Here is a 25287-nt window from a genome sequence, read left to right as displayed (position 1 = left end):
ACGATGTTGGGAAAATTAACACTTGATGCGGTTCCGCTACACGAACCAATCATTATGGTTACCGTTGCTGCAATTGTTCTGGGTGGAGCGGCTCTTGTTGCCCTCCTGACCTATTTCGGCAAGTGGAAATGGTTATGGAGCGAATGGCTGACTTCGGTTGACCATAAAAAAATCGGTATCATGTACATTCTGGTCGCCATGGTCATGCTATTGCGTGGTTTTGCCGACGCCATCATGATGCGTAGCCAGCAAGCACTGGCTTCCGCCGGTGAGGCCGGGTTCCTACCGCCTCATCACTATGATCAGATTTTCACCGCTCACGGCGTTATCATGATTTTCTTCATGGCGATGCCTTTCGTGGTCGGCCTGATGAACGTGGTGGTACCGCTACAAATCGGTGCTCGTGACGTCGCATTCCCGTTCCTGAACTCCCTGAGTTTCTGGTTCTTTGTGGTCGGGGTGGTGTTAATCAACATCTCTCTGGGGGTCGGTGAATTCGCGCAAACCGGTTGGTTGGCCTATCCGCCACTGTCAGGTAAAGAGTACAACCCAGGTGTCGGGGTCGATTACTGGATCTGGAGTCTACAGATTTCTGGTTTAGGGACTTTGCTGACCGGTGTTAACTTCTTCGCCACTATTTTGAAAATGCGTGCGCCTGGCATGTCGATGATGAAGATGCCTGTCTTCACATGGGCGGCACTTTGCACCAACATTTTGATTATCGTTTCTTTCCCGATCCTGACTGTGACTGTCGCGTTACTGACTCTGGACCGCTACCTCGGCACCCATTTCTTTACCAATGATATGGGTGGCAACATGATGATGTACATCAACCTGATTTGGGCCTGGGGCCATCCGGAAGTGTACATTTTGGTTCTGCCGGTATTCGGGGTATTCTCCGAAGTTACTGCGACCTTCTCCAAAAAACGTCTGTTTGGTTACACCTCTTTAGTGTGGGCAACCATCGCGATTACCGTACTGTCGTTTATTGTTTGGCTGCACCACTTCTTCACCATGGGGTCTGGTGCCAACGTTAACGCCTTCTTCGGTATCGCCACGATGATTATTTCTATCCCGACCGGGGTGAAAATATTCAACTGGCTGTTCACCATGTACCAAGGTCGTATTCAGTTTAACTCTGCAATGCTATGGACTGTTGGCTTCATCATCACCTTCTCTATTGGTGGGATGACCGGCGTTCTGTTGGCGGTACCGGGCGCAAACTTTGTACTGCATAACAGCTTGTTCCTGATTGCCCACTTCCATAACGTGATTATCGGTGGTGTGGTATTCGGTTGCTTCGCTGGCCTGACTTACTGGTGGCCTAAGTCATTCGGCTTTACGCTGAATGAAAAATGGGGCATCCGTGCATTCTGGTTCTGGATTATCGGCTTCTTCGTTGCCTTCATGCCACTGTATGTGCTGGGCTTTATGGGTATGACCCGTCGTTTGAGCCAGGACATCAACCCAGAATTCCACCCGATGTTAATGGTGGCAGCAGGCGGTGCAGTGCTGATTGCTTGCGGTATTTTGTGCCAAGTTATCCAAGTGTTCGTCAGTATCCGTGACCGCGAACAAAATCGCGATCTAACTGGTGACCCATGGGGTGGCCGTACGCTGGAGTGGTCTACCTCTTCCCCACCGCCGTTCTATAACTTCGCAGTTGTTCCTGAAGTGACAGATCGTGACGAGTTCTGGGATATGAAAGAGAAAGGCGAAGCATACAAACGCCCAGCGAAATACGAAGAAATCCACATGCCGAAGAATACCGGTGCAGGTGTGATTATTGCTGGCTTCAGCTTGATCTTTGGCTTTGCCATGATCTGGTACATCTGGTGGCTGGCCATCGTTGGCTTCGTCGGCATGATTGTGACCTGGATTGTGAAAAGCTTCGACGAGGATGTTGATTACTATGTGCCGGTTGCAGAAGTGGAGCGCATTGAAGATCTTCATCATGAACAAATCAGCAAAGCAGGCGTGAATCATGTCAACTGAAACTCTGACTAACCACAACGTCGCCCATGCAGAGCACGGGCATCACGATGCAGGGGCGACGAAAGTCTTCGGCTTCTGGATCTACCTGATGAGCGACTGTATTTTGTTTGCGACACTGTTCGCAACTTATGCAGTGCTGGTAAACGGGACCGCTGGCGGTCCTTCAGGCCGGGATATCTTCGACTTGAACTTTGTTCTGGTTGAAACCTTCCTGTTGCTGTTCAGTAGTATTACTTACGGCATCGCTATGCTGGGCATGAACAAAGGCCACAAAAACCAGGTTAACACCTGGTTAGGTCTGACCTTCCTGTTCGGTCTGGGCTTTGTGGCAATGGAAATCTATGAATTCCATCACCTGATTGCTGAAGGCTACGGCCCGGATCGCAGCGCGTTCCTGTCTAGCTTCTTCGCGCTGGTTGCCACCCACGGTATTCACGTTACCGCTGGCTTGGTTTGGATCATCATTATGATGATCCAAGTAGCAAAACGCGGCCTGAATGAAACGAACCGTACCCGCCTGATGTGCCTGAGCTTGTTCTGGCACTTCCTGGATGTGGTCTGGATCTGCGTATTCACCGTTGTCTATCTGTTAGGAGCTATGTGATGAGCCATCCAACATCTAGTCATTCAACAACGACTCACGGTGGAGCCAGTCACGGTAGTTTGAAGTCATATATTATTGGTTTCATTCTGTCGGTCATTCTGACTGTTATTCCATTCGCTATGGTGATGAGCGGTACCGCCTCCCATACGACTATTCTGGCCACAGTGGTCGGCTTAGCCGTAGTGCAGATTATCGTGCACCTGGTGTACTTCCTACATATGAATGGATCGTCCGAGGAACGTTGGAATCTGGTGGCTTTCCTGTTCACCGCTATGATTATCGCCATCGTTGTTGTGGGCTCACTCTGGATTATGTACAACCTCAACATCAATATGATGGTTGACTGAAGAGCTGCATGTGATGATTAAGCAATACCTGCAAGTAACTAAACCAGGAATTATTTTCGGCAATTTAATTTCTGTCGTTGGGGGATTTCTCCTCGCTTCCAAAGGCGTGATTGATTACCCCCTTTTTCTCGCCACCCTGTTCGGTGTCTCGTTAGTTGTTGCCTCCGGGTGCGTTTTTAACAACTATATCGACCGTGATATCGACCGCATCATGGAGAGAACGAAGAATCGTGTCCTGGTAAAAGGGCTTATCGATCCGAAAGTGAGCCTGATTTATGCTTCGGTACTGGGTATTGCTGGCATGCTGCTGCTCTATGTCGCCGCTAACCCGTTAGCCATGTGGCTGGCTGTGATTGGTTTCGTGATTTATGTCGGGGTTTATAGCCTCTATATGAAGCGCAAATCCGTCTACGGCACATTGATTGGCAGCTTGTCAGGTGCCGCCCCACCGGTGATTGGTTACTGTGCCGTCACCGGGCAGTTTGATATGGGTGCCTTGATCCTGTTGCTTATTTTCAGCCTGTGGCAAATGCCACATTCCTACGCCATCGCGATTTTCCGCTTTAAGGATTATCAAGCTGCCAACATTCCGGTTCTGCCGGTGATAAAAGGAATATCGGTCACCAAAAACCATATTACTCTTTATATTTTGGCATTTATGGTCGCCACCTTGATGCTGACCTTAAGTGGCTATGCCGGTTACAAATATTTGGTTGTAGCTGCTGCGGTGAGTGTCTGGTGGTTGGGTATGGCATTACGCGGTTACAAGGCGACCAATGACATCGTATGGGCGAGGAAACTATTTGTCTTCTCTATCATTGCGATTACGTCATTGAGCGTCATGATGTCGGTTGATTTCAATGTCCCTGCCTCGGCTGGATTACTGACTTACGTCGGGTAATTTCAATCCTGTTGCTCTGAAAATGGCTGTGACCTACAGCCATTTTTTATTTCTCTCCCCTCCCCTGCTGTTAGCTAAAAACTCGCCTGTAATACATTCTAAACATCAATAGATTTACTGGCTGTGCCCAACATCATTACAATGGGAAAGAATGTTTTTTTGAGGTGGTAATGAACGACAATAAAATGACCCCGCTGGAGCTTCGGGCTACTTGGGGGCTGGGTACGGTATTCTCTTTGCGCATGCTCGGCATGTTTATGGTTTTGCCGGTTCTCACCACTTATGGCATGGCGCTTTCCGGTGCCAGCGAAGCACTGATTGGTATCGCTATTGGTATCTATGGACTGTCCCAGGCCATTTTCCAGATCCCATTCGGGTTGGTTTCTGATCGTATTGGCCGTAAGCCGCTGATTGTTGGTGGCCTACTGATATTTGCACTGGGAAGTGTGATTGCCGCACTGAGTGATTCTATCTGGGGCATCATTCTGGGCCGCGCACTGCAAGGCTCTGGAGCTATCGCCGCTGCCGTCATGGCGCTACTGTCTGATTTAACTCGTGAGCAAAATCGCACTAAAGCGATGGCATTTATTGGTGTCAGCTTTGGCGTCACTTTTGCAATCGCCATGGTGCTCGGCCCAATTGTCACTCATGCCCTTGGCTTGCAAGCCCTGTTCTGGGGGATAGCCATCCTGGCGCTATTAGGTATTGTTATTACCTTAGCTGTGGTGCCAGATGCCGATAGCCATGTGCTTAATCGCGAGTCCAGTATCGTCAAGGGCAGTGTGAGCAAAGTGCTCAACAATAGCCGGCTACTCAAACTCAACTTTGGCATTATGTGTTTGCACATCTTATTGATGTCGAGCTTTGTGGCTTTGCCACAGATTATGACCAGTGCGGGCTTAGCGCCAGCCCAACACTGGATTGTCTATCTGGTGACCATGTTGGTCTCCTTCGCCGCAGTCGTGCCGTTCATTATTTATGCTGAAGTCAAACGCCGCATGAAACAGGTCTTTATGGGCTGTGTCGCAGTGCTGTTTGCCGCCGAAGTGGTGCTGTGGTCTGCCGGGCAACAGCTGTGGATCATCATTGCTGGCGTGCAACTATTCTTTATTGCTTTCAATGTGATGGAAGCCATATTGCCCTCATTGATCAGTAAAGAATCGCCAGCAGGCTATAAAGGCACTGCAATGGGAATTTACTCCACCAGCCAGTTTATTGGTGTAGCTATCGGCGGCAGTTTAGGTGGCTGGATATTTGGTATGGAAGGGGCAAGTATGGTGTTTGCGGGTGGTGCAGTTATTGCGCTGGTGTGGTTTGGCGTCAGTGCCACCATGCAAGAGCCACCTTATGTCAGTAGTCTGCGTATTACCTTGTCAGAATTGGCGGTAAAAGATTCAGCTTTAGAAGAGCGAATCAGAGCACAACCCGGTGTCACGGAAGCCGTCGTGGTGAGAGCCGAGCGCAGTGCTTACGTCAAAATAGATACAAAAAAAACCAATCGTAATCAGCTAGAAGAATTAGTTAACGCAATATAGCCAGGCTGAGTGATATAAACTACAGCAGGTGCAAAAGTGATGAATACCTTTGTACCTGCTTTAGCTATGAATCAGTCGCGGAAGTTATTGAACTGGAATGGTTGGCCCAGGTCTGCACCACGAATCAATGCCATCACACCCTGCAAATCATCACGAGCTTTACCGGTAACCCGAACTTGTTCGCCCTGAATCTGTGCCTGAACTTTCAGCTTGCTGTCTTTAATCAGCTTAACCAGCTTCTTGGCCTGAGCACTTTCAATCCCTTGCTTTAATTTGGCATCCACACTGTAGGTTTTGCCACTACGGTCCATCTCTTCCGGGATTTCTAATGCCGCCCCTTCAATGCCGCGTTTGGTCAATTGAGCGCGCAAAATATCCAGCAACTGCTCAACCTGGAAATCAGATTCACTGGCCACTTTGATACTTTCATTCTTTTCATTTAACTCAAAACTCGCGGGAACATTACGGAAATCCCAACGGTTTGCCAGATCACGGGTGGCGTTTTCCACTGCGTTACGCACTTCTTGCATATCAATTTCAGATACGATGTCGAAAGATGGCATATTCCCTCCTCCTGATAAGATGAATGGTAAGCATAATAACCGCTTTATCCCAACAGACAAAGCCAAGTGCAGACAATTGATTTACTCACCGGTGATTTTTAGCAAAACCAATGCGCAGCTAACTCTGCGTTTTATGACCAAAAAGTCTATAATCAAAGCATAATACTGAGAAAAAAACAGTGTATTTCCGCCCACACCAAGGAGGCCTCAATGAAAATTACTGTGCTTGGTTGCGGAGCTCTCGGGCAGTTGTGGTTATCAGCGCTATATCAGCAAGGCCACGATGTACAAGGCTGGCTTCGCGTGCCACAGCCCTACTGTTCAGTTAATGTCATATTGTTAGGTGGCGAAGCATTCAATCAGAATCTCCCCACTAATGATCCAGAGCATTTGTCAAAAAGTGAATTATTATTGGTTTGCTTAAAGGCATGGCAAGTGTCCAGTGCAATCACCGCCCTACTGCCTAAGCTTAACCCCGAATGTAAGATTTTACTGTTACACAATGGGATGGGCACGCAGGAGGAATTACCACGGGATGACCATCTGTTTCTCCATGGTGTTACCACTCATGCTGCGCGCCGGGATGGCAACACCATCGTCCATGTCGCCAGCGGTATTACTCATATAGGCCCAATGTCCCCCATTGCGACCGACATCAGCCAGTTAGCCGACATTTTGCATCAGGCCTTGCCGGACGTAGCCTGGCATGACGATATTTCTGCGGCATGTTGGCAAAAACTGGCGGTAAACTGCGTGATTAATCCGCTTACCGGCCTATATAACTGCCGCAATGGTGATTTACAGCGCTACCCAGAGCTAATTGAAAGGTTATGTGCTGAGGTCGCCAGTGTGATGGAGATGGAGGGCTACCATACTTCAACCAGCAGCCTGTTAAGTTATGTAAATGATGTTATCCAAAGTACCGCTAATAACATCTCATCACTATTACAGGATTTACGCTGCCAGCGGCACACCGAAATAGACTACATCACCGGCTATTTACTGAGGCGCGCGCGCAGTCACGGCATGACCTTGCCGGAAAATGCCCGGTTGTATGACTTAATTAAACGTAAGGAAAACGAGTATGAGCGTATCGGCGCTGGTTTGCCTGGCTCCTGGTAGTGAAGAAACCGAGGCTGTCACAACAATTGATATTCTGGTGCGTGCGGGCATTAACGTCACGACCGCCAGTGTTGCTAGTGACGGCGCACTGGAAATTGTGTGTTCACGCGGCGTCCGGTTACTGGCTGATACTCGCCTGGTGGATGTCGCAGATCAAAAGTTTGATGTGGTGGTGCTGCCCGGCGGGATTAAGGGAGCGGAATGCTTTCGTGACAGCCCATTGTTAGTCGCCACTGTAGAACAAACACATAAAGAAGGCCGTTTGGTCGCCGCCATTTGCGCCGCACCCGCCTTAGTCCTTGAACATCATAACTTATTCCCGGTTGGGAATATGACCGGTTTCCCGGCATTGAAAGATAAAATCGCCCCAACAAAGTGGATGGATCAGCGGGTGGTCTATGATCGGCGGGTAAATTTGGTGACTAGCCAAGGGCCTGGAACGTCCATCGATTTTGCGCTAAAGATCGTTTTCTTGTTGCTCGGGCGGGAAAAAGCAGAAGAAATTGCCTGGCAGTTGGTACTACCGCCAGGGATTTATAACTATACCCTTCGGACTTGAAGCCGCAGTAGCCGTTAACATCCTGCAACGGAGCGTACACGCAGTACGTGACGGCGGCGAGCACTGCGCAAGCCCAGAGTGGCAAAGCGCAGTAGCCGTCAATTTATCACCTTTAGGGGCGGTACACTTTCACATTGGTATAGCCCTGCTCGCGTAGATAAAGCGCCTGTAAACGGCTCATCACACCGCGATCGCAGTACAACAGATAGCTTTTGCTCTGATCCAAATCGGCAAACTGAGAACTCAGTTTATAGAACGGCAGCGCCCGGACTTCAATCCCGTCTAACTTCAGCGGCTTTTCATCTTGCTCATCGGGCGCACGAATATCCAGCAACACATCGGTATCCGCCAGCTCGGCGACGGTTTCAACTTCAACCACCTGCTCACGGCTTTGTTCAGCAATTTCACGGATATCGACGTTTTTAGCTTCATTGACTACTCGGTCCAAAATGGAGAAATCAAAGTGAGATTCCTCTTCTTCAATTTTGGCTTTGACCGCTTTCACCGTCGGGCTTTTTGAAATCACACCGCAATATTCTGGCATGGTTTTAGCAAAATCTTCGGTGCCGATTTCACGCGCCAGATTGATGATGTGCTCTTTATCATGAGAAATAAGTGGCCGTAAAATCAAGGTGTCAGAGGCATTATCAATTAAACGCAAATTGGTCAGTGTCTGGCTGGAGACCTGCCCTAGGGCTTCACCGGTGACTAACGCCTGCACGCCGTAACGTTCTGCAACCTGAGACGCCGCGCGCACCATCATGCGTTTTAACACCACGCCCATCTGGCCATCTTCGACTTTCTCGAGAATTTCGCCCACCACTGGCTCAAAATCAATAGCAACAAAACGCACCCGATGGGAGCTACCAAAACGGTTCCACAGATAATGAGCGACTTGCTTCACCCCAATTTCATGGGCTGAGCCACCAAGGTTGAAGAAGCAATAATGCACGCGGCAACCACGGCGCATCAGCATATAGCTGGAGACACCCGAGTCAAAACCGCCTGAAATCAGAGATAAAACATCTTCCTGCGTCCCAATCGGGAAACCACCCAATCCTTCATGACGCGCCTTGATCAGTGTCAGTTTGTCCTGATCAACTTCTAAATGAACCGTTACCTGAGGATGAGTCAGTTTAACTTTTGCACTTTCAATATGTTGATTCAGACCGCCGCCAACATATCGCTCAACATCACCCGATGAAAACTCATGTTTACCACGGCGTTTCACCCGAACACAGAATGTTTTCCCGATCAGAGTTTCACGATAAGCTTCCAGCGTTTGCTCGAAAATATTGTGCATATCAGTGTAGCTGCGATCTTCCACTTCGAGAATATGGTGGATCCCTGGGACACGGGTCAGAGCATCACAAATCTGTGGGCCAAGATTGTCATCTTTAGTACGGATTTCAATATGATCCCAGTGACGGACTACCGCGAGGGTATCGTCCTCAAGGTTTTTCAATACATTGCGGATATTGGTTGTGAGGATCTTAATGAAGCGCAATCGCACAGATTGACTCTTGATGGTGATTTCTGGGAACAATTTAATGATAAACTTCATGGCGGTCTTTAGTTGTCTGGTTATGGAGTGATGGCGTTGCTAGTGAGAGCAACAGTCAAAAGTGTTAGCGAAAACATGCAAGCCGAGGAGTATATCACTATATGATGCGCTGCTGCGTACTAAAAACCGGACTTAAACGTCACGATTTCCCCTTCATTATCCGCTAGAATAGCCGGTAATAAACTTTTGACCTGAAGTTGACCTGAAGAGTTGCTCTCTGTAAGCAGGGAGACGTTACGCGCCATCAAGGTTACGTTTCATAAAAATACCGAGTCGAATAAAAACTATGCCGAAAAAAGCCGCATCACCTGAAACCAAAGCCGCCAGTTTTGAGACATCGCTCAGTGAACTGGAACAAATTGTTACTCGCCTGGAGTCCGGCGAGCTTCCGCTGGAAGAGGCGTTAAATGAGTTTGAGCGCGGGGTGCAGTTAGCACGTATTGGGCAACAAACCTTGCTGCAAGCTGAGCAACGCGTGCAAGTTCTGTTGAGCGACGATGTTGATGCGCCATTAACCCCTTTCACTCCAGATACCGAGTAGCCTTATGTCTAACACTCACTCCTCAGTGGACTTCAATCAGCAGCTTGCCGCGCACCAGCAGCGAATCAACCAAGCTCTATTGGATTACATTGCGCCACTTCCCTTTGGCAACAGTGATTTGGTTGAGGCGATGCGCTATGGTGCCGTGCTGGGTGGTAAGCGGCTGCGCCCTTATTTGGTTTACGCCACCGGCCAAATGTTCGGCCTGTCGCTGACCAGTTTGGATGCCCCTGCGGCGGCAATTGAATGTGTCCATGCTTATTCATTAATTCATGATGATTTACCGGCGATGGATGACGATGATTTGCGCCGTGGGCAACCCACTTGCCATGTGAAGTTTGGTGAAGCCAATGCGATTTTGGCCGGTGATGCATTGCAAACACTGGCGTTTTCTATCCTGGCAGAAGCTCCAATGCCCGAAGTTGCAGATAAAGACCGGCTGTCGATGATTGCCGAATTAGCCTATGCCAGCGGTGTTGCTGGCATGTGTGGCGGTCAGGCGTTAGATCTCGAAGCCGAAGCGCGCCAAATAACACTTGATGAGCTGGAACGTATCCACCGCCATAAAACCGGCGCATTAATTCGTGCCGCCGTTCGTCTCGGCGCGCTGGCAGCGGGTACCCCTGGCCGCGAAGTTTTGCCATTACTTGACCGTTATGCCAATGCTATCGGCCTGGCCTTTCAGGTACAGGACGATATTTTAGATGTTATCGGCGATACCGCTACAATTGGTAAGCGCCAAGGGTCAGATCAGCAACACGGAAAAAGCACTTATCCGGCACTTCTGGGGCTAGATTGCGCTAAAGCCAAAGCCATGGACCTTTATCAGGAAGCCGTTAGCGCCCTGAATGCGCTGTCGGAGCAATCCTATAACATAGCGCCACTACAGGCGTTAGCCTGTTTTATTATTGAGCGTGATAATTAGAACTATACTGGCAGTCCGTGAATGCCTACTTAAACTTTTGATATGAGCATCGAATGAGTATTGATATAGCCAAATACCCGACATTGGCACTTGCGGAAAATCCTGAAGAACTGCGCATGTTGCCGAAAGAAAGTCTGCCGAAGTTATGTGATGAATTGCGGCAGTATTTGCTTGCCTCTGTCAGCCGATCCAGTGGGCATTTTGCTTCTGGATTAGGCGTGGTGGAGCTCACTGTCGCGTTGCATTACGTCTACAATACGCCGTTTGATAGTCTGGTGTGGGACGTTGGTCATCAGGCTTATCCGCATAAAATATTAACCGGTCGCCGCGAGCAGATAGGTACCATTCGCCAGAAAGATGGTTTACATCCTTTCCCATGGCGCGGCGAAAGTGAATATGACGTGCTTTCGGTGGGTCACTCCTCAACCTCCATCAGTGCTGGCTTAGGCATGGCGGTTGCTGCCGAACGTGAAGGTAAAGACCGGCGTACTGTGTGTGTGATTGGCGACGGTGCCATTACTGCGGGTATGGCTTTCGAAGCGATGAATCATGCCGGGGATATTCATTCAGACATGCTGGTTATCCTTAATGATAACGAAATGTCCATTTCAGAAAACGTAGGCGGCCTGAACAACCATTTAGCCCAGTTATTATCTGGCAAACTCTACGCCAGCCTACGAGAAGGCGGGAAAAAAGCATTTTCGGGTTTACCGCCAATTAAAGACTTGCTGAAACGCACCGAAGAACACTTGAAAGGCATGGTAGTACCCAGCACCTTATTTGAAGAGTTGGGCTTTAATTATATCGGCCCGGTTGATGGTCACGATGTGCAGGCGTTGACACAAACATTGAAAAACATGCGCAGCCTAAAAGGCCCACAGCTGTTGCATATCATGACCAAGAAGGGCAAAGGCTACGCGCCAGCGGAAAAAGATCCCATTGGCTGGCACGCTGTACCTAAATTTGATCCGGCCGCTGGCACCTTGCCGAAAAGTCAGGGTAACTTGCCCACTTACTCTAAAATCTTCGGCGAATGGTTATGTGAAACCGCCGCTAAAGACAGTCAGTTAATGGCAGTAACACCTGCAATGCGTGAAGGTTCGGGGATGGTGCGCTTCTCGCGTGAATATCCGCAACAGTATTTCGATGTCGCGATAGCTGAACAACACGCCGTGACTTTTGCTGCTGGTTTAGCTATTGGTGGCTACAAGCCGGTCGTGGCTATCTACTCGACTTTCCTGCAACGGGCTTATGATCAGTTGATCCACGATGTTGCTATCCAGAATCTGCCGGTATTATTCGCCATTGACCGCGGTGGTTTAGTAGGGGCTGATGGTCAAACCCATCAGGGCGCATTTGATTTATCATTCATGCGTTGTATCCCTAACATGGTCATCATGACTCCAAGTGATGAAAACGAGTGTCGTCAAATGCTACACACCGGTTATCACCACCATGGGCCTGCGGCAGTACGTTACCCACGAGGCAATGGCACCGGCGTAACACTAGAGCCATTAGAAATAATGCCAATGGGTAAAGGGATCGTACGTCGCGAAGGTAAAAAAATTGCCATCCTGTGCTTTGGAACATTGCTGGCACAGGCGCAAATTGTAGCCGACAATCTTAATGCCACATTGGTAGATATGCGTTTCGTTAAGCCATTGGATGAAGAGTTGGTACTGGAGCTGGCAGCCAGCCACGAGGTACTGGTTACTGTAGAAGAAAATGCCATTATGGGCGGAGCAGGCAGCGGTGTGAATGAATTGCTGATGGCAAAACGTCAGTTAGTACCAGTGTTGAATCTCGGTTTGCCAGACCACTTTGTTCCACAAGGTGAACAAGATGAAATGCGTGCTGAATTTGGTCTGGATGCTGGCGGAATTCAGCGCCAGATTGAAGCCTGGTTGGAGTAACTCAGACAGATAACACCGTGAGCCAAGGGCGACCACTCCTACGGGCCCGCTACGACCCGAACGGAGTGTTTCCCTTGGTTCGGCTTTTAACTGCAATTTTAAAAATGACCACACATATACCCTATAGATTTCAAGGTGCAGGAAGGCGGCAAGTAAGCGTATCCCGATGAGCTGACATAAGTCAGTGATTCGGGTAAGAGAACGCAGCCAACACACCTGCAATTTGAAAGATGACCACACATATACCCTATAGATTTCAAGGTGCAGGAAGGCGGCAAGTAAGCGTATCCCGATGAGCTGACATAAGTCAGTGATTCGGGTGAGAGAACGCAGCCAACACACCTGCAATTTGAAAGATGACCACACATATACCCTATAGATTTCAAGGTGCAGGAAGGCGGCAAGTAAGCGTATCCCGATGAGCTGACATAAGTCAGTGATTCGGGTGAGAGAACGCAGCCAACACACCTGCAATTTGAAAGATGACGGGTATCAGTAGAACAAATCGATTGGCCAGTAGTGCCCGATGACAAAAATAATCGCGGCAGCAACCACACCGGCAATAATATCATCCACCATGATGCCCATGCCGCCATGAACGTTGCGATCAAACCAGCGAATCGGCCAAGGCTTCCAGATATCAAAAATACGAAATGCGACAAAACCAGCGGCGACCCATTGCCAATCATTGACCGGCAATGCCATCAAAGTAATCCACATCCCAACAAATTCATCCCAAACGATACTGCCGTGGTCATGAACTTGCATATCTTTGGCGGTACGGTGACAGATATAAACACCAATGCAGATGCTAAACATCACGGCCAGAGAATAGAGTTGCCAGGGTAACTGAATCAATAACAGCCAGAAAGGAATGGCAGCAATAGACCCCATGGTGCCCGGAACCCACGGCGATAATCCGCTGCCAAAACCCGTCGCCAACAAGTGCCACGGATTAGATAATCGCAGACGACGTTTGGCTTCATCCATGCTATTACCTACCATGAGGGTTACCTGCTGAGAAATGATCAAAACCACGCAAATTCATCTCAACCGCCTTACCCTCACGGAAGAATTTAACCCCTTCCGTTTGTGGCCCAATCTGACCAATACAGGTGTAATTTGCGCCCGTGTGACTCAATGCGACTTTCAGCGCCCCCCGGTTTATCTCCGGTACGGTAAAGCATAGTTCGTAGTCTTCACCGCCGCTCAACGCCCAGCGCAGAGCTTGCTCGGCATCTACCTGATTTTTTAGTGCATCAGAATACGGCAAAGCATCCAGCTCAATACGTGCGCCGCAATGACTGGCTTTCAGAATATGTTGTAGGTCAGAAATGAGACCATCAGAGATATCAATCGCCGAGCTGGCAAGATCGCGCAAAGCCTGTCCCTGCAAGACTCGGGGCTGTGGACGCAAATGGCGATGAACTAGCGTCGCCCTGTCTGTCTCATCATCAACCCGCAACTCATTTTGTAAAATTGCCAGACCAGCGGCACTGTCGCCTAATGTACCGGTTACATAAATCCAGTCACCAATCCGAGCGCCAGCGCGTTTCAATGCTCGCCCTTCAGGGACTAAACCTTGAATGGTCAATGTCAGGCTTAGCGGCCCACGCGTGGTGTCACCGCCGATCAATTGCATACCGTAATAATTAAGTTGATCAAACAAGCTATCACTGAATGATTGCAGCCAATCTTCATTGACATTAGGGAGAGTCAGAGCAAGAGATAACCAAGCAGGATCAGCTCCCATAGCCGCTAAATCGCTAAGGTTTACTGCTAAAGATTTGTATCCGAGATCAGCCGGATCGATATCCGGAAGGAAATGAACACCCGACACCAGTGTATCTGTACTGATGGCCAACAGCTGTTTCTCTGCCACTGTAAGAAGTGCGCAGTCGTCTCCAATACCCAGTTCTACATCCCGGCGATTACTTCTGAACCGGTCAAAGTAGCGGGCAATGAGGTCAAATTCGCCACATGCCATAATACAATTCCAGAAATGTTAACTGATCAATAAATTAAGGCCGGAATCCGGCCCCAATTCAAGTCGTTAATGCAACGAATTATTTTCGTTTACGCACCATCGGAGCCACCTTATCCAGCACTCCGTTGACGAACTTATGGCTATCTGCAGCGCCGAAAGTTTTGGCTAATTCGATCGCTTCATTGATTGCCACTTTATAAGGGACATCATCACGTTTGCTCAGTTCAAACAGCGCAATACGCAGAACCGCTCTTTCAACCTGACCTAATTCTTCGAGCTGGCGGGAAAGAACAGGCGCCATTAGCGCATCCAGAGATGCGGCATTAACGGCAACCCCGGACAGCAATTCGCGAAAATAGGCGATGTCTACATCTTTGACATCCTGCTCAGACAGGAACTGTAATTCAACATCAGCGATGTCGTTTTTAGACAACTGCCAAGAGTAGAGCGCTTGAACAGCGCACTCACGAGCGCGGCGACGAGCAGCAGGTTTCACGGAATTCCCCTTAACTTAACTAAATTCAGCCTTTAATAGCTTTGATTACATTAATCATTTCAAGCGCGGTCAGGGCAGCTTCTGCACCTTTATTACCCGCTTTAGTACCCGCACGCTCAATTGCCTGCTCAATACTTTCTGTGGTCAGCACACCAAAGGCTACCGGGATATCGCTGTTCATGGCCACACTTGCCAGACCAGAACTCGCTTCACCAGCAACATATTCAAAGTGCGCAGTGCCCCCACGGATAACTGTACCTAGCGCAATTACCGCATCGTAACGATTTGTTTTTGCTAACACATTAGCAACCAGCGGCAGTTCATAAGCACCCGGAACCCAAACAACAGTGATGTTGTCGTCGGTTACCTGACCAATGCGCTTCAGGGCATCAATCGCACCTTCCAGCAGGCTGTCGTTGATAAAGTTGTTAAAACGCGCAATTGCAATCGCCACGCGGGCATTAGGAGTAGCAACAACACCTTCGATAACGTTCATAGCTTTCCTCAATATAGGTTCATACCCCGCAGGGGGGCGGATTCTATCATATTCTTTCACGCCCCGCCCCTGCGCATTTGTAAAACGCGGGCAAGACTATGATTAGCAGAGTGAATCCCTGCCGGATAATTCATTAATACTTCGGTTTCAAGCGCAGGCGCAAGTCTGGCCCCAACTGGCGTACATCACTGAATACAAACTCTGGAGCATCTGAGAGGCTGGTTAACCCCGCCAACTGGCATAATCCTCGGGCATCACTGCCTAACAATTTGGGCGCGATATAAAGAATTAACTCATCAACCACACCAGCCTGCAACAAAGCACCGGCGAATTGTGGCCCAGCTTCAACCCAAACAGAATTAATTTGCCGCTTACCTAATTGCATCATTAATAAGACTAAATCGACCCCATTGCCATGACGTGGTAGCAACAATTGCTCGACATTGTTAGGCCATGACTGCTCATCTGCCTCAACTCGAGCTAACCAGCACGGGCCGTCTTGCTGTATGACTTTATGCTCTGGCGTCACGCGGTTATGGCTATCGACGATAACGCGAACCGGCTGGCGCAGTGTATCTTGAGGATAGCGTGCTTGGGTGTCTGCATCTAATTCCTGCCAGCGCACGGTAAGCGAAGGATCATCGGCCAACACAGTGGCACTGGTACTGAGGATGGCGGAGCTTTGCGCCCGAAAACGCTGCACATCCTGACGCGCCTGTGGTGAAGTAATCCACTGGCTCTCGCCGGAAGCCATCGCCGTGCGGCCATCCAAGGATGCTGCCATCTTTAGTTGCAGATAAGGAAAACCGGTGCGCATACGCTTCAAGAAACCGAGATTGACGGCTTCGGCCTCTGCCAGCATCAAACCGTGGTCGACTTCAACCCCAGCCTGTTTTAATTTATATAACCCGCGCCCGGCAACTTGCGGATTAGGGTCCTGCATCGCGGCTACCACGCGTTTTACACCGGCAGTAAGCAAAGCATCAGCACAGGGTGGCGTACGCCCATGATGGCTGCATGGCTCAAGAGTGACATAGGCGGTAGCGCCACGCGCTTTCTCACCCGCCATACGCAGGGCATGCACCTCGGCATGAGGCTCACCGGCACGCAGGTGATAACCTTCACCAACAATCTCGCCGTCCCGCACCACCACACACCCGACATTCGGGTTAGGTGACGTGGTAAAACGCCCTAACCGCGCCAACTCAAAGGCACGGGCCATATAAAACTCATCGGGCTGCATGGCTTTCCTTAGTTTTATGCGGTGACAATTAGCATAGTGCTAACGGCTTTACGGCTACCGCGGCTAGTCCTGTAAACGGGCAATTTCTTCGCCAAATTCGCGAATATCTTCAAAACTGCGATACACCGAAGCAAAACGGATATACGCCACTTTATCCAAGCGCTTTAGGGCTTCCATCACCAGATTACCGACCATTTTGGTCGGGACTTCACGTTCGCCGGTGGCGCGCAACTGAGATTTAATATGACTGATTGCCGTTTCGACATCATCAGAGCTGACAGGGCGTTTTTCTAATGCTTTCAGCATGCCGCGGCGTAATTTCTCTTCATTAAAGGGTTCGCGCACCTCATCACTTTTAATCACGCGCGGCAACACCAGTTCAGCCACTTCGAAAGTGGTGAAGCGCTCATTACAATCTAAACACTGGCGGCGACGGCGCACTTGCGAACCATCGCTCACCAGACGGGAATCAATGACTTTGGTATCCACAGCGGCACAAAAAGGGCAATGCATAGCGCTTCCTGATGGGTGAGCTTAAACTTAGCGACAGTTTACCGCGAACTGCCGCGACAACAAAGGGCGGAAGCGGCAGTTTATGTCGATCAACTATGACGAAAGCTTTGGTTCATCGGATTTAGGTTCAAGAGGCTTCAACCATTCCTTTTGCAGTTCTAGCCAAACTTTACGGTCTGGGGATAACACGCCGAGAGGATCGAAAGGGTATTGGGCTGGTGTGCCCTTAACTAACATCTGAGTCACTAATCCATAGAACCACTTTGCTTTCATCAGGTTTTCATAGCCTGGTTTATGACTTAAATCAGTTATTAGCTCCTTCAAATTTATTATGTTTCCCACGAATTGCATTTTTTCACTCTCTCTGTTTTTAAATAAGTTGGGAAATAGAAAAGAAGCAATAATATTAACAACCCGAGTCCTGATAGTTTTTTCTTTATAGGATAAACTTTCTATCAGAGTGTTTATCATTTTCGCTGCATCACGAACACCCTCATTTTTAACAGACTCTAAATTCTCATGGAATTTTGGCAGTTCTTCCATATTCAAATACATATTATCGATATAAAGTTTCTCCAGTCCATCCAACTGTTCAATATGTTCTTTAAGTTCTATTAAACAACTTGAGTCTATATTTTTACTCTTCAAAAAATCGTGTTTCTTTTTTATTTTATCTGAACCTGAGAATGTTTTACATTCAAATACTACATCACTAACTGCGACTAAACCACGGAATATAGTATCTCGATGTTCTAACTCTCCCAAATTGTTATTGATACGTTCTATTTCTTCTTTTAGTTCTTTCTTTTCTTGTAACTCTTTTTTTATCTTTTCCTCATTAATTATTCTATCATTCTGCTTTTGTATTTGACTCTCTTTGTATCTAACTTCCTCATTAACTTCAGATGAACATACATCATCCACGACATATTTTCTGTCGATGAATTGATACAACCCGTTACTATGCTTTTCTAATTTATAATTTTTATTAAGTTCCGAATTTTGTTCTTTTTCTATGTTTGAAATGAACAGATTACATCTGTCTGTATCTTTACTTTTCTCTAGGTATTTATTTACACTAATTATTACATCTTCCAGCGTCGTTACATTTGTATTTCTTTTTATTAGATTACTTATTTTTGATTTTGCATCATATTCCATCCCCGTAAAAGCAGTCACTATCTCTAGTTTTATTTTTTCCAACGTAATGTTATTGCTATCAGGCTTATCCTTTTGATCATCATTAGAAATTACAACTTGAGTATTACTCGTAGCACTCGAAATAACGGTCATTACCCCCCCTTAAATTTCAATGTAAACCTTAATATATAAAACACGTCTGTTACCGCCTAAACAATCGGTTAAAATTGAGTGGTTAGATATTAAATAAAGGGAAATACTCATAAAAAAAACAACTTAATGACTTATTATCCTTATTGATTTCACATGACAATTAAAATAAAAAATACATTTACACAGCAAATAATTAAAACAGTAATATATTTTAATAGAAGTGCTAAAAGGAAATCATATAAATTAATGGATAATGAGTTTTACTGTAAGGAAATAACCGCAAAATCACTAAAACCACAACAAAAAGCCCTGATACCGGCTATACCAGTATCAGGGCTTTAATCTTGTATTCTATCGATTACAAGCTATTACGGCAGGATTGAAGGCTGATCTGCACCTTCTTTCTCAACTTTTTGCTGCAACATATGCTCACGTTTCATACCCAGTTTCAACGCCAGCGCAGAGGCCACGTAGATGGATGAAACTGTACCGATGGAAACACCGATCAGCATCGTCAGTGAGAAGCCTTGCAGCATCGCACCCCCGAAGATAAACAGCATCAATACCACCATCAGCGTAGTTGCAGAGGTCATGATAGTACGGCTTAGGGTCTGGGTCAGAGACACGTTCATGATTTCATAAGGCGTACCGCGGCGGATCTTGCGGAAGTTCTCACGAATACGGTCTGATACCACGATACTGTCGTTAAGTGAGTAACCAATAACCGACATCAATGAAGCAACGATGGTCAGGTCAATCTCAATATGGAACAACGACAAGATCCCCATGGTAATGACCACGTCATGCGCCAAGGCGATAACCGCCCCCAGCGCCAGACGCCATTCAAAACGGAAACCGACATAAACCAGAATACTCAGCAACGCGACCAACAATGCCATCCCGCCTGCTTGGGCTAAATCACTGCCCACACTCGGCCCGACGAATTCGATGCGCTTTACCGATGCATTCTTATCAACTGACTCATTGATAATCGAGATGACTTTGTTACCCAATTCCTGCCCGGCAGTGCCGGTTGCAGGTGGCATACGAATCATAACATCACGGCTGCTACCAAAGTTTTGCAGGATCGGCGATTCAAAACCCGCCGTTTCCAATGTGTCGCGCAGTTGATCCAGATCCGCCGGTTTTTCCAGGTTAATTTCAATCACCGTACCACCGGTGAAATCCAGACCCCAGTTAAACCCTTTAACGGAGATAACCGCAATGGATGCTACCAACAGCAGCAACGAGATACCAAAAGCGACGTTATCCCAGCGCATAAAGTCATAGACTTTACGACCATAGTTCAGTTGTTCAACAGTATAATCCTGTGCCACAACGTACTCCTCAAATAGACAGCTTGTTAATGCGCTTGCCGCCGTAAAGCAGGTTGACGATGGCACGAGTACCGACTATTGCGGTGAACATTGACGTTATAACACCGATTGCCGTTGTAATGGCAAAGCCTTTAATCGAACCAGTACCCACAGCATATAGAATAATCGCCGTGATCAGTGTCGTTACGTTCGCATCGACGATACTCGAGAAGGCACCTTTGTACCCTTCATGAATCGCTTGCTGGATCGTCCGCCCGTTCCTGTACTCTTCTTTTATTCGCTCATTAATCAGCACGTTAGCATCAACTGCTACCGCCAGCGTCAATACGATCCCGGCAATACCCGGCATGGTTAATGTCGCCCCTGGTAACAGAGACATCACGCCCACAATCAACACCAAGTTAGCCAACAGTGCAGTACTGGCAATCACACCAAACTTACGGTAGTAAACCACCATAAACAGGATAGAGACCGCCAAGCCCCACAAGCAGGCTTCCAGACCTTGGGTAATGTTCTGAGAACCCAAAGTTGGCCCGATAGTGCGCTCTTCTACAATCTGGATTGGTGCAATCAATGCACCCGCACGCAGCAGCAGAGAAAGCTGACGAGCTTCAGCCGGGTTATCAATGCCGGTAATACGGAAACTGTTACCTAAGCGCGACTGAATGTTGGCGATGTTGATAACTTCTTCCTGCTTAACCAGAATCGCTCGGCCGTTCGCATCTTTTTTACCGCTGTCTTTATATTCTACAAACAAAGTCGCCATCGGCTTGCCGATATTGTCTTTGGTAAAATTAGACATAACAGCCCCCCCCGCACTATCGAGCGAGATATTAACCTGAGCCTGGTTATATTCGTCGGTGCTGGAGGTTGAATCGGTAATATGATCACCGGTCAGGATGACGCGCTTGTACAAGACAACCGGACGGCCTTCACGGGTATTTTTGACTTCGGAATCGCCCGGTACACGACCGGAGGCTGCAACAGTGGCGTCAACATTGCTGTTTACCAGACGGAATTCCAGAGTCGCGGTCGCGCCAAGAATTTCTTTAGCCCGTGCTGTATCCTGAATACCCGGTAACTCAACCACAATACGATCTGACCCTTGGCGCTGAACCAACGGTTCGGCTACACCTAATTGGTTAACCCGGTTACGCAGAATAGTAATGTTTTGTTGAACGGCATATTCGCGCGCTTCCCGCAGACGATCATCGCTCATCACAGCTTTTAATGTATTGCTGCCATTGGAGCCAATCACCAAGTCGCGGTGGCGAGAAGAAAGGTAGCTGATAGCATCATCGCGAGTTTTATCATCGCGGAAACGCACTTCAACACCATAGTTATCTAGCTTACGCACAGTGGCATACGGGATATTTTTCTCACGCAAATCACTGCGCAGGGTATCCATCGTTTGCTCTTGCAGCTTGCCCAGCGCGGTATCCATGTCCACTTCCATCAAGAAGTGCACACCACCACGTAGGTCAAGACCAAGCTTCATCGGCTCTGCACCCAACTTAGCAAGCCAGGATGGCGTTGCCGGAGCCAGGTTTAAGGCGATAACGTATTTGTCTCCCATTGCTTCCATCAGTGCCTCACGGGCACGCAACTGGACATCGGGATCTCTAAAGCGAGCCAGGATTGCACCGTTTTCCAGCGCAATGGACTTGCTCGCTATGTTGTCTTTTTCTAAAACGTCACGGACTTGGACCAGCGTTGTTTCACTGGCGGCGATTCCTCGCGCACCAGTGATTTGAACAGCCGGATCCTCACCATAAAGGTTGGGAAGTGCATATAGCAGACCGATGAAGATCACAGCGATCAGCATCAGATACTTCCACAAAGGATAACGGTTTAACACGGCAATTCCCTTCGGGAAAATCGAAAATTACAGAGCTTTCATTGTACCTTTCGGTAAAACGGCAGCAACGAAGTCACGTTTGATCATCACTTCAGTGGTGTCGTTCAGCGCGATGACGATGTAGCCCGTTTCCGCAACTTTAGTAACACGACCCAGTAAACCACCGGTGGTTAAAACTTCATCACCTTTACCGATAGAATCCATCAGTTTTTTGTGTTCTTTGGCACGTTTTTGCTGTGGACGCAGGATCATGAAGTAGAAAATCAGACCAAATACCACCAGCATAATCACCAGGGAGTACGGGCTGCTCTGAGCCGGAGCCCCAGCGGATGCGACAGCATCGGAAATGAAAAGACTCATTAAAATTCCCTCATTGTTATCAATATCAGTAGTGTGAAATCAGTGCGATAAAACAGAAACGGTGAATCGTAACTGTTAGACCGACAAATACAAAGGTAATAATTTTAAAATCAAACGCTTACTTGTGAAGATAATGGTGGAACAGGTTTCCCTATCCGACCATAGAAATCTTCAACGAAGTTCTCTAATTTACCCTCTTCAATAGCCTGACGTAAACCCGCCATTAAGCGTTGGTAGTAACGCAGATTATGAATGGTATTCAGTCGTGCACCCAGTATTTCGTTGCAACGGTCAAGATGATGCAAATAGGCACGGCTATAATTGCGACAAGTATAACAATCACAATGCTCGTCCAGCGTTGCTGTATCACTCTTGTGTTTGGCATTACGGATTTTTACAACTCCGTCAGTAACAAACAAATGACCGTTGCGGGCATTACGTGTTGGCATTACACAGTCAAACATGTCGATGCCGCGACGTACACCTTCAACTAAATCCTCAGGTTTCCCCACGCCCATCAGATAACGGGGTTTATCCTCAGGGATCTGTGGGCAAACATGCTCCAGAATACGGTGCATATCTTCTTTTGGCTCACCTACCGCCAAGCCGCCCACAGCGTAACCATCAAAACCGATATCTACCAGCCCTTTTACCGATACATCACGTAAATCTTCGTAAACGCCGCCCTGAATAATACCGAACAATGCATTTTTATTGTTCAGTTCATCAAAGCGTTGACGACTACGGGCAGCCCAGCGCAATGACATTTCCATCGAACGCTTCGCATAATCCCAGTCTGCTGGGTAGGGTGTGCATTCGTCGAAAATCATCACGATATCAGAACCGAGATCATTCTGGATTTCCATCGATTTTTCTGGGCTGAGAAACACTTTATCGCCGTTGATAGGGTTTTGGAATGTCACCCCTTCTTCTTTAATTTTGCGCATCGCCCCCAGACTGAATACCTGGAAACCGCCTGAGTCAGTCAGGATAGGGCCGTGCCACTGCATAAAATCATGCAAGTCGCCGTGCAGCTTCATGATTTCCTGACCCGGACGCAACCACAAATGGAAAGTGTTTCCCAACAAAATTTGCGCACCGGTTTCAGCAACTTCTTCCGGCGTCATCCCTTTTACTGTGCCGTAGGTACCAACAGGCATAAATGCCGGGGTTTCTACGACACCGCGTTCAAATACCAGACGACCACGACGGGCACGCCCATCCGTTTTTTGTAATTCGTACTTCACATAACCTCCAGCATCAGAGAAACAGTCTGATGTTGCTATTGCCCGATCACATGCTCTATATCTGACGATATACAGTCTATGTGACCTAAAATTTACGGGGTGACCGGCTCTTGCGGTGCCCGTGGATTACGGCTGATAAACATGGCATCGCCGTAACTGAAAAAGCGATATTGCTCTGCAACCGCCTGCTGGTATGCATTCATCGTATTTTTATAACCAGCGAAAGCAGAAACCAACATTATCAATGTTGATTCAGGTAAATGGAAGTTGGTTATTAATGCATCCACAATCTGATATTGATAGCCCGGATAAATAAAGATGCGGGTATCACCAAAGAAAGGGGCTATCAGGCCGTTATCGCTGGCCTTGGCGGCACTTTCCAATGAACGTACTGATGTTGTACCCACTGCGACGACGCGATTACCACGAGCCTTACAGGCCAAAACCGCATCAACAACTTCTTGCGGCACTTCTGCATATTCAGAATGCATGATGTGATCTTCAATGGTCTCTACTCGCACTGGCTGGAACGTCCCCGCTCCGACATGCAAAGTAACAAAAGCCATCTCGATGCCTTTTTCCCGCAATGCCGCCAACATTGGCTCATCAAAATGTAAACCGGCGGTTGGCGCTGCGACTGCCCCGGGGCGCTGGCTGTATACCGTTTGGTACAGTTCGCGGTCAGCATCTTCATCAGGGCGATCAATATAAGGAGGCAAAGGCATATGGCCGACTGCATTCAAGATAGTAAAAACATCCCGCTCATCGTCAAAGCGCAACTCAAACAGTGTGTCATGACGTGCCAGCATGGTGGCCCGAATGCTCTCATCGTCGCCTAACAGTAACTCAGTACCGGGTTTAGGCGCCTTTGACGCTTTGACATGAGCCAAAACACGGTGGTCATCCAAAACACGTTCCACGAGAACTTCAAGTTTACCCCCACTGGCTTTGCGACCAAATAAACGCGCAGGAATAACCCGCGTGTTATTGAACACCAGTAGATCACCGGGCACCAGTTTATCCAGCAAATCAGTGAAAATACCGTGCGTTAATGTTCCCGTGGGGCCATCCAGTGACAATAAACGGCAACCGCTACGCTGGGGCTGGGGGTAATGGGCAATTAAAGATTCTGGGAGCTCAAAAGAAAAATCGGCAACACGCATGGCTTTCCACTTCATATCAGAACAGACCCGGCCAACAGATATCAGAGGCCGGTTCACAAAAACAGGCGGCTAGTCTAGAGCCCTCAAGGGCTGGCTGCAAGAAATAAGCATATTTAGCCTTTATTTGCATTATACTCAGCGGATGAATTTTCTTGCTCACCTCCATCTTGCAACACTGGCTGACAGCTCTTTATTGGGCAATTTGTTGGCTGACTTTGTGCGCGGTAATCCACAAGGGGAATACTCCCCTGAGATAGTCGCTGGCATCATGATGCATCGGCGCGTTGATGTCATGACAGATACATCGCCACTCGTTAAAGAGGCCCGAGGCTATTTCAGTGCAGATTATCGCCGGGTTGCACCAATTACTCTGGATGTACTGTGGGATCACTTTCTGGCTCGCAACTGGGATAAACTGATGCCTGCCTGTTCGCTGCCTGACTTTATTGAGCATGCGCAGTGCCAAATTTTGCCACATTTATCACTGACACCGGCCCGTTTCCAGAACCTTAATGCCTATCTGTGGCCAGAGCGTTGGCTGGAACGCTATGCTGAACTACCCTTTATAGCTGATGTATTACAAGGTATGGCTAACCGCCGACCTAAATTAGCCGCACTTGCAGGTTCTTTTCACGACATAGAACAACACTATCAGCCACTAGAACAACTCTTTTGGGCTTTTTATCCTGCGATGATGCAGCAGGCACAGCATAAACAAATTTAGA

25 protein-coding genes are annotated in these 25287 nt (G+C 48.0%); 11 read left to right on the top strand and 14 right to left on the bottom strand.

What is annotated here, in order from left to right; translation table 11 throughout:
- Nucleotides 1–3 precede the first annotated feature (3 nt).
- The 5 genes from cyoB (at nucleotide 4) to DX162_RS11545 (ending at nucleotide 5382) form a co-directional block, all read left to right on the top strand.
- The gene (gene cyoB, locus DX162_RS11565) at nucleotides 4–1995 is read left to right on the top strand and encodes a cytochrome o ubiquinol oxidase subunit I (RefSeq protein ID WP_004393501.1); all 1992 of its coding nucleotides are present in this window, start codon (nucleotides 4–6) and stop codon (nucleotides 1993–1995) included.
- Complete coding sequence (locus tag DX162_RS11560) at nucleotides 1985–2599, top strand: cytochrome o ubiquinol oxidase subunit III (RefSeq protein ID WP_005163525.1); 615 nt, start codon at nucleotides 1985–1987, stop codon at nucleotides 2597–2599. The genes cyoB and DX162_RS11560 overlap by 11 nt, the downstream gene beginning before the upstream one ends.
- On the top strand, nucleotides 2599–2946 hold the full coding sequence (locus tag DX162_RS11555) for a cytochrome o ubiquinol oxidase subunit IV (protein ID WP_005163527.1): 348 nt from the start codon (nucleotides 2599–2601) through the stop codon (nucleotides 2944–2946). Before DX162_RS11560 ends, DX162_RS11555 begins: the two co-directional genes overlap by 1 nt.
- Nucleotides 2947–2959: 13 nt before the next feature.
- On the top strand, nucleotides 2960–3847 hold the full coding sequence (gene cyoE, locus DX162_RS11550) for a heme o synthase (protein WP_004393504.1): 888 nt from the start codon (nucleotides 2960–2962) through the stop codon (nucleotides 3845–3847).
- A 170-nt stretch (nucleotides 3848–4017) separates the two neighbouring features.
- Nucleotides 4018–5382 carry an MFS transporter gene (locus tag DX162_RS11545; protein WP_172460433.1) on the top strand — a complete coding sequence of 455 codons (1365 nt, stop codon included), beginning with the start codon at nucleotides 4018–4020 and terminating at the stop codon, nucleotides 5380–5382.
- 71 nt (nucleotides 5383–5453) lie between these two features.
- Here DX162_RS11545 and DX162_RS11540 read toward each other — a convergent pair whose 3' ends face one another.
- Nucleotides 5454–5945 carry a YajQ family cyclic di-GMP-binding protein gene (locus DX162_RS11540; RefSeq protein ID WP_004393506.1) on the bottom strand — a complete coding sequence of 164 codons (492 nt, stop codon included), beginning with the start codon at nucleotides 5943–5945 and terminating at the stop codon, nucleotides 5454–5456.
- Nucleotides 5946–6155: 210 nt separating this feature from the next.
- On the opposite strand from DX162_RS11540, the gene panE reads away from it, so the two are divergent.
- Both panE and yajL read left to right on the top strand, forming a co-directional pair.
- Entirely contained in the window at nucleotides 6156–7067 is a 912-nt protein-coding gene (gene panE / locus DX162_RS11530; protein ID WP_032821255.1) for a 2-dehydropantoate 2-reductase, read from the top strand.
- The gene (yajL, locus tag DX162_RS11525) at nucleotides 7030–7626 is read left to right on the top strand and encodes a protein deglycase YajL (RefSeq protein WP_032821256.1); all 597 of its coding nucleotides are present in this window, start codon (nucleotides 7030–7032) and stop codon (nucleotides 7624–7626) included. The genes panE and yajL overlap by 38 nt, the downstream gene beginning before the upstream one ends.
- Nucleotides 7627–7738: 112 nt before the next feature.
- On the opposite strand, the gene thiI is transcribed toward yajL, so the two are convergent.
- Complete coding sequence (gene thiI, locus DX162_RS11520; protein ID WP_004393510.1) at nucleotides 7739–9190, bottom strand: tRNA uracil 4-sulfurtransferase ThiI; 1452 nt, start codon at nucleotides 9188–9190, stop codon at nucleotides 7739–7741.
- Between the two features lie 286 nt (nucleotides 9191–9476).
- Between thiI and xseB the strand changes: the two genes are divergently transcribed.
- From xseB to dxs, 3 genes are read left to right on the top strand one after another with little or no spacing between them, the layout of a single operon-like run.
- Nucleotides 9477–9731 carry an exodeoxyribonuclease VII small subunit gene (xseB, locus tag DX162_RS11515; RefSeq protein ID WP_004393512.1) on the top strand — a complete coding sequence of 85 codons (255 nt, stop codon included), beginning with the start codon at nucleotides 9477–9479 and terminating at the stop codon, nucleotides 9729–9731.
- Between the two features lie 4 nt (nucleotides 9732–9735).
- Nucleotides 9736–10656 carry a (2E,6E)-farnesyl diphosphate synthase gene (ispA, locus tag DX162_RS11510; RefSeq protein WP_032821257.1) on the top strand — a complete coding sequence of 307 codons (921 nt, stop codon included), beginning with the start codon at nucleotides 9736–9738 and terminating at the stop codon, nucleotides 10654–10656.
- A 53-nt stretch (nucleotides 10657–10709) separates the two neighbouring features.
- Nucleotides 10710–12569, top strand: a complete 1860-nt coding sequence (gene dxs, locus DX162_RS11505) for a 1-deoxy-D-xylulose-5-phosphate synthase (RefSeq protein WP_004393514.1) — start codon at nucleotides 10710–10712, stop codon at nucleotides 12567–12569.
- Nucleotides 12570–13061: 492 nt separating this feature from the next.
- Here the strand turns inward: dxs and pgpA are convergent, their stop codons facing one another.
- The 12 genes from pgpA to queA form a co-directional block, all read right to left on the bottom strand.
- A complete protein-coding gene (gene pgpA / locus DX162_RS11500; RefSeq protein ID WP_004393187.1) occupies nucleotides 13062–13559 on the bottom strand; it encodes a phosphatidylglycerophosphatase A in 498 nt (165 codons plus the stop codon).
- Between the two features lie 4 nt (nucleotides 13560–13563).
- Nucleotides 13564–14556, bottom strand: coding sequence for a thiamine-phosphate kinase (gene thiL / locus DX162_RS11495; protein ID WP_032821118.1), 993 nt, complete (start codon nucleotides 14554–14556; stop codon nucleotides 13564–13566).
- Between the two features lie 79 nt (nucleotides 14557–14635).
- Nucleotides 14636–15052 carry a transcription antitermination factor NusB gene (gene nusB, locus DX162_RS11490; RefSeq protein ID WP_004393185.1) on the bottom strand — a complete coding sequence of 139 codons (417 nt, stop codon included), beginning with the start codon at nucleotides 15050–15052 and terminating at the stop codon, nucleotides 14636–14638.
- A 25-nt stretch (nucleotides 15053–15077) separates the two neighbouring features.
- Nucleotides 15078–15548 (bottom strand): 6,7-dimethyl-8-ribityllumazine synthase, encoded by a 471-nt coding sequence (ribH, locus tag DX162_RS11485; RefSeq protein WP_004393184.1) that lies wholly within the window; start codon nucleotides 15546–15548, stop codon nucleotides 15078–15080.
- Between the two features lie 133 nt (nucleotides 15549–15681).
- Complete coding sequence (ribD, locus tag DX162_RS11480; protein WP_004393183.1) at nucleotides 15682–16791, bottom strand: bifunctional diaminohydroxyphosphoribosylaminopyrimidine deaminase/5-amino-6-(5-phosphoribosylamino)uracil reductase RibD; 1110 nt, start codon at nucleotides 16789–16791, stop codon at nucleotides 15682–15684.
- A 63-nt stretch (nucleotides 16792–16854) separates the two neighbouring features.
- Nucleotides 16855–17304 (bottom strand): transcriptional regulator NrdR, encoded by a 450-nt coding sequence (nrdR, locus tag DX162_RS11475; protein WP_004393175.1) that lies wholly within the window; start codon nucleotides 17302–17304, stop codon nucleotides 16855–16857.
- A 93-nt stretch (nucleotides 17305–17397) separates the two neighbouring features.
- Nucleotides 17398–18597 (bottom strand): hypothetical protein, encoded by a 1200-nt coding sequence (locus DX162_RS11470; RefSeq protein ID WP_004393173.1) that lies wholly within the window; start codon nucleotides 18595–18597, stop codon nucleotides 17398–17400.
- A 368-nt stretch (nucleotides 18598–18965) separates the two neighbouring features.
- Nucleotides 18966–19934: a protein translocase subunit SecF gene (gene secF, locus DX162_RS11465; protein ID WP_004393171.1), complete on the bottom strand. Its 969-nt coding sequence runs from the start codon at nucleotides 19932–19934 to the stop codon at nucleotides 18966–18968.
- A 10-nt stretch (nucleotides 19935–19944) separates the two neighbouring features.
- Nucleotides 19945–21792, bottom strand: coding sequence for a protein translocase subunit SecD (gene secD, locus DX162_RS11460; protein WP_071777722.1), 1848 nt, complete (start codon nucleotides 21790–21792; stop codon nucleotides 19945–19947).
- Nucleotides 21793–21819: 27 nt separating this feature from the next.
- Nucleotides 21820–22152 (bottom strand): preprotein translocase subunit YajC, encoded by a 333-nt coding sequence (yajC, locus tag DX162_RS11455; RefSeq protein ID WP_005166605.1) that lies wholly within the window; start codon nucleotides 22150–22152, stop codon nucleotides 21820–21822.
- 110 nt (nucleotides 22153–22262) lie between these two features.
- Nucleotides 22263–23399 (bottom strand): tRNA guanosine(34) transglycosylase Tgt, encoded by a 1137-nt coding sequence (tgt, locus tag DX162_RS11450; protein ID WP_049557847.1) that lies wholly within the window; start codon nucleotides 23397–23399, stop codon nucleotides 22263–22265.
- Nucleotides 23400–23491: 92 nt separating this feature from the next.
- Nucleotides 23492–24562 (bottom strand): tRNA preQ1(34) S-adenosylmethionine ribosyltransferase-isomerase QueA, encoded by a 1071-nt coding sequence (gene queA, locus DX162_RS11445; RefSeq protein WP_004393163.1) that lies wholly within the window; start codon nucleotides 24560–24562, stop codon nucleotides 23492–23494.
- A gap of 142 nt (nucleotides 24563–24704) precedes the next feature.
- On the opposite strand from queA, the gene DX162_RS11440 reads away from it, so the two are divergent.
- A complete protein-coding gene (locus DX162_RS11440) occupies nucleotides 24705–25286 on the top strand; it encodes an acyl carrier protein phosphodiesterase (RefSeq protein WP_004393161.1) in 582 nt (193 codons plus the stop codon).
- Nucleotide 25287 lies beyond the last annotated feature (1 nt).

Source organism: Yersinia kristensenii, assembly GCF_900460525.1.
Classification (GTDB): Bacteria; Pseudomonadota; Gammaproteobacteria; order Enterobacterales; family Enterobacteriaceae; genus Yersinia; species Yersinia kristensenii.
This window is presented reverse-complemented; position numbering and strand designations above follow the sequence as displayed.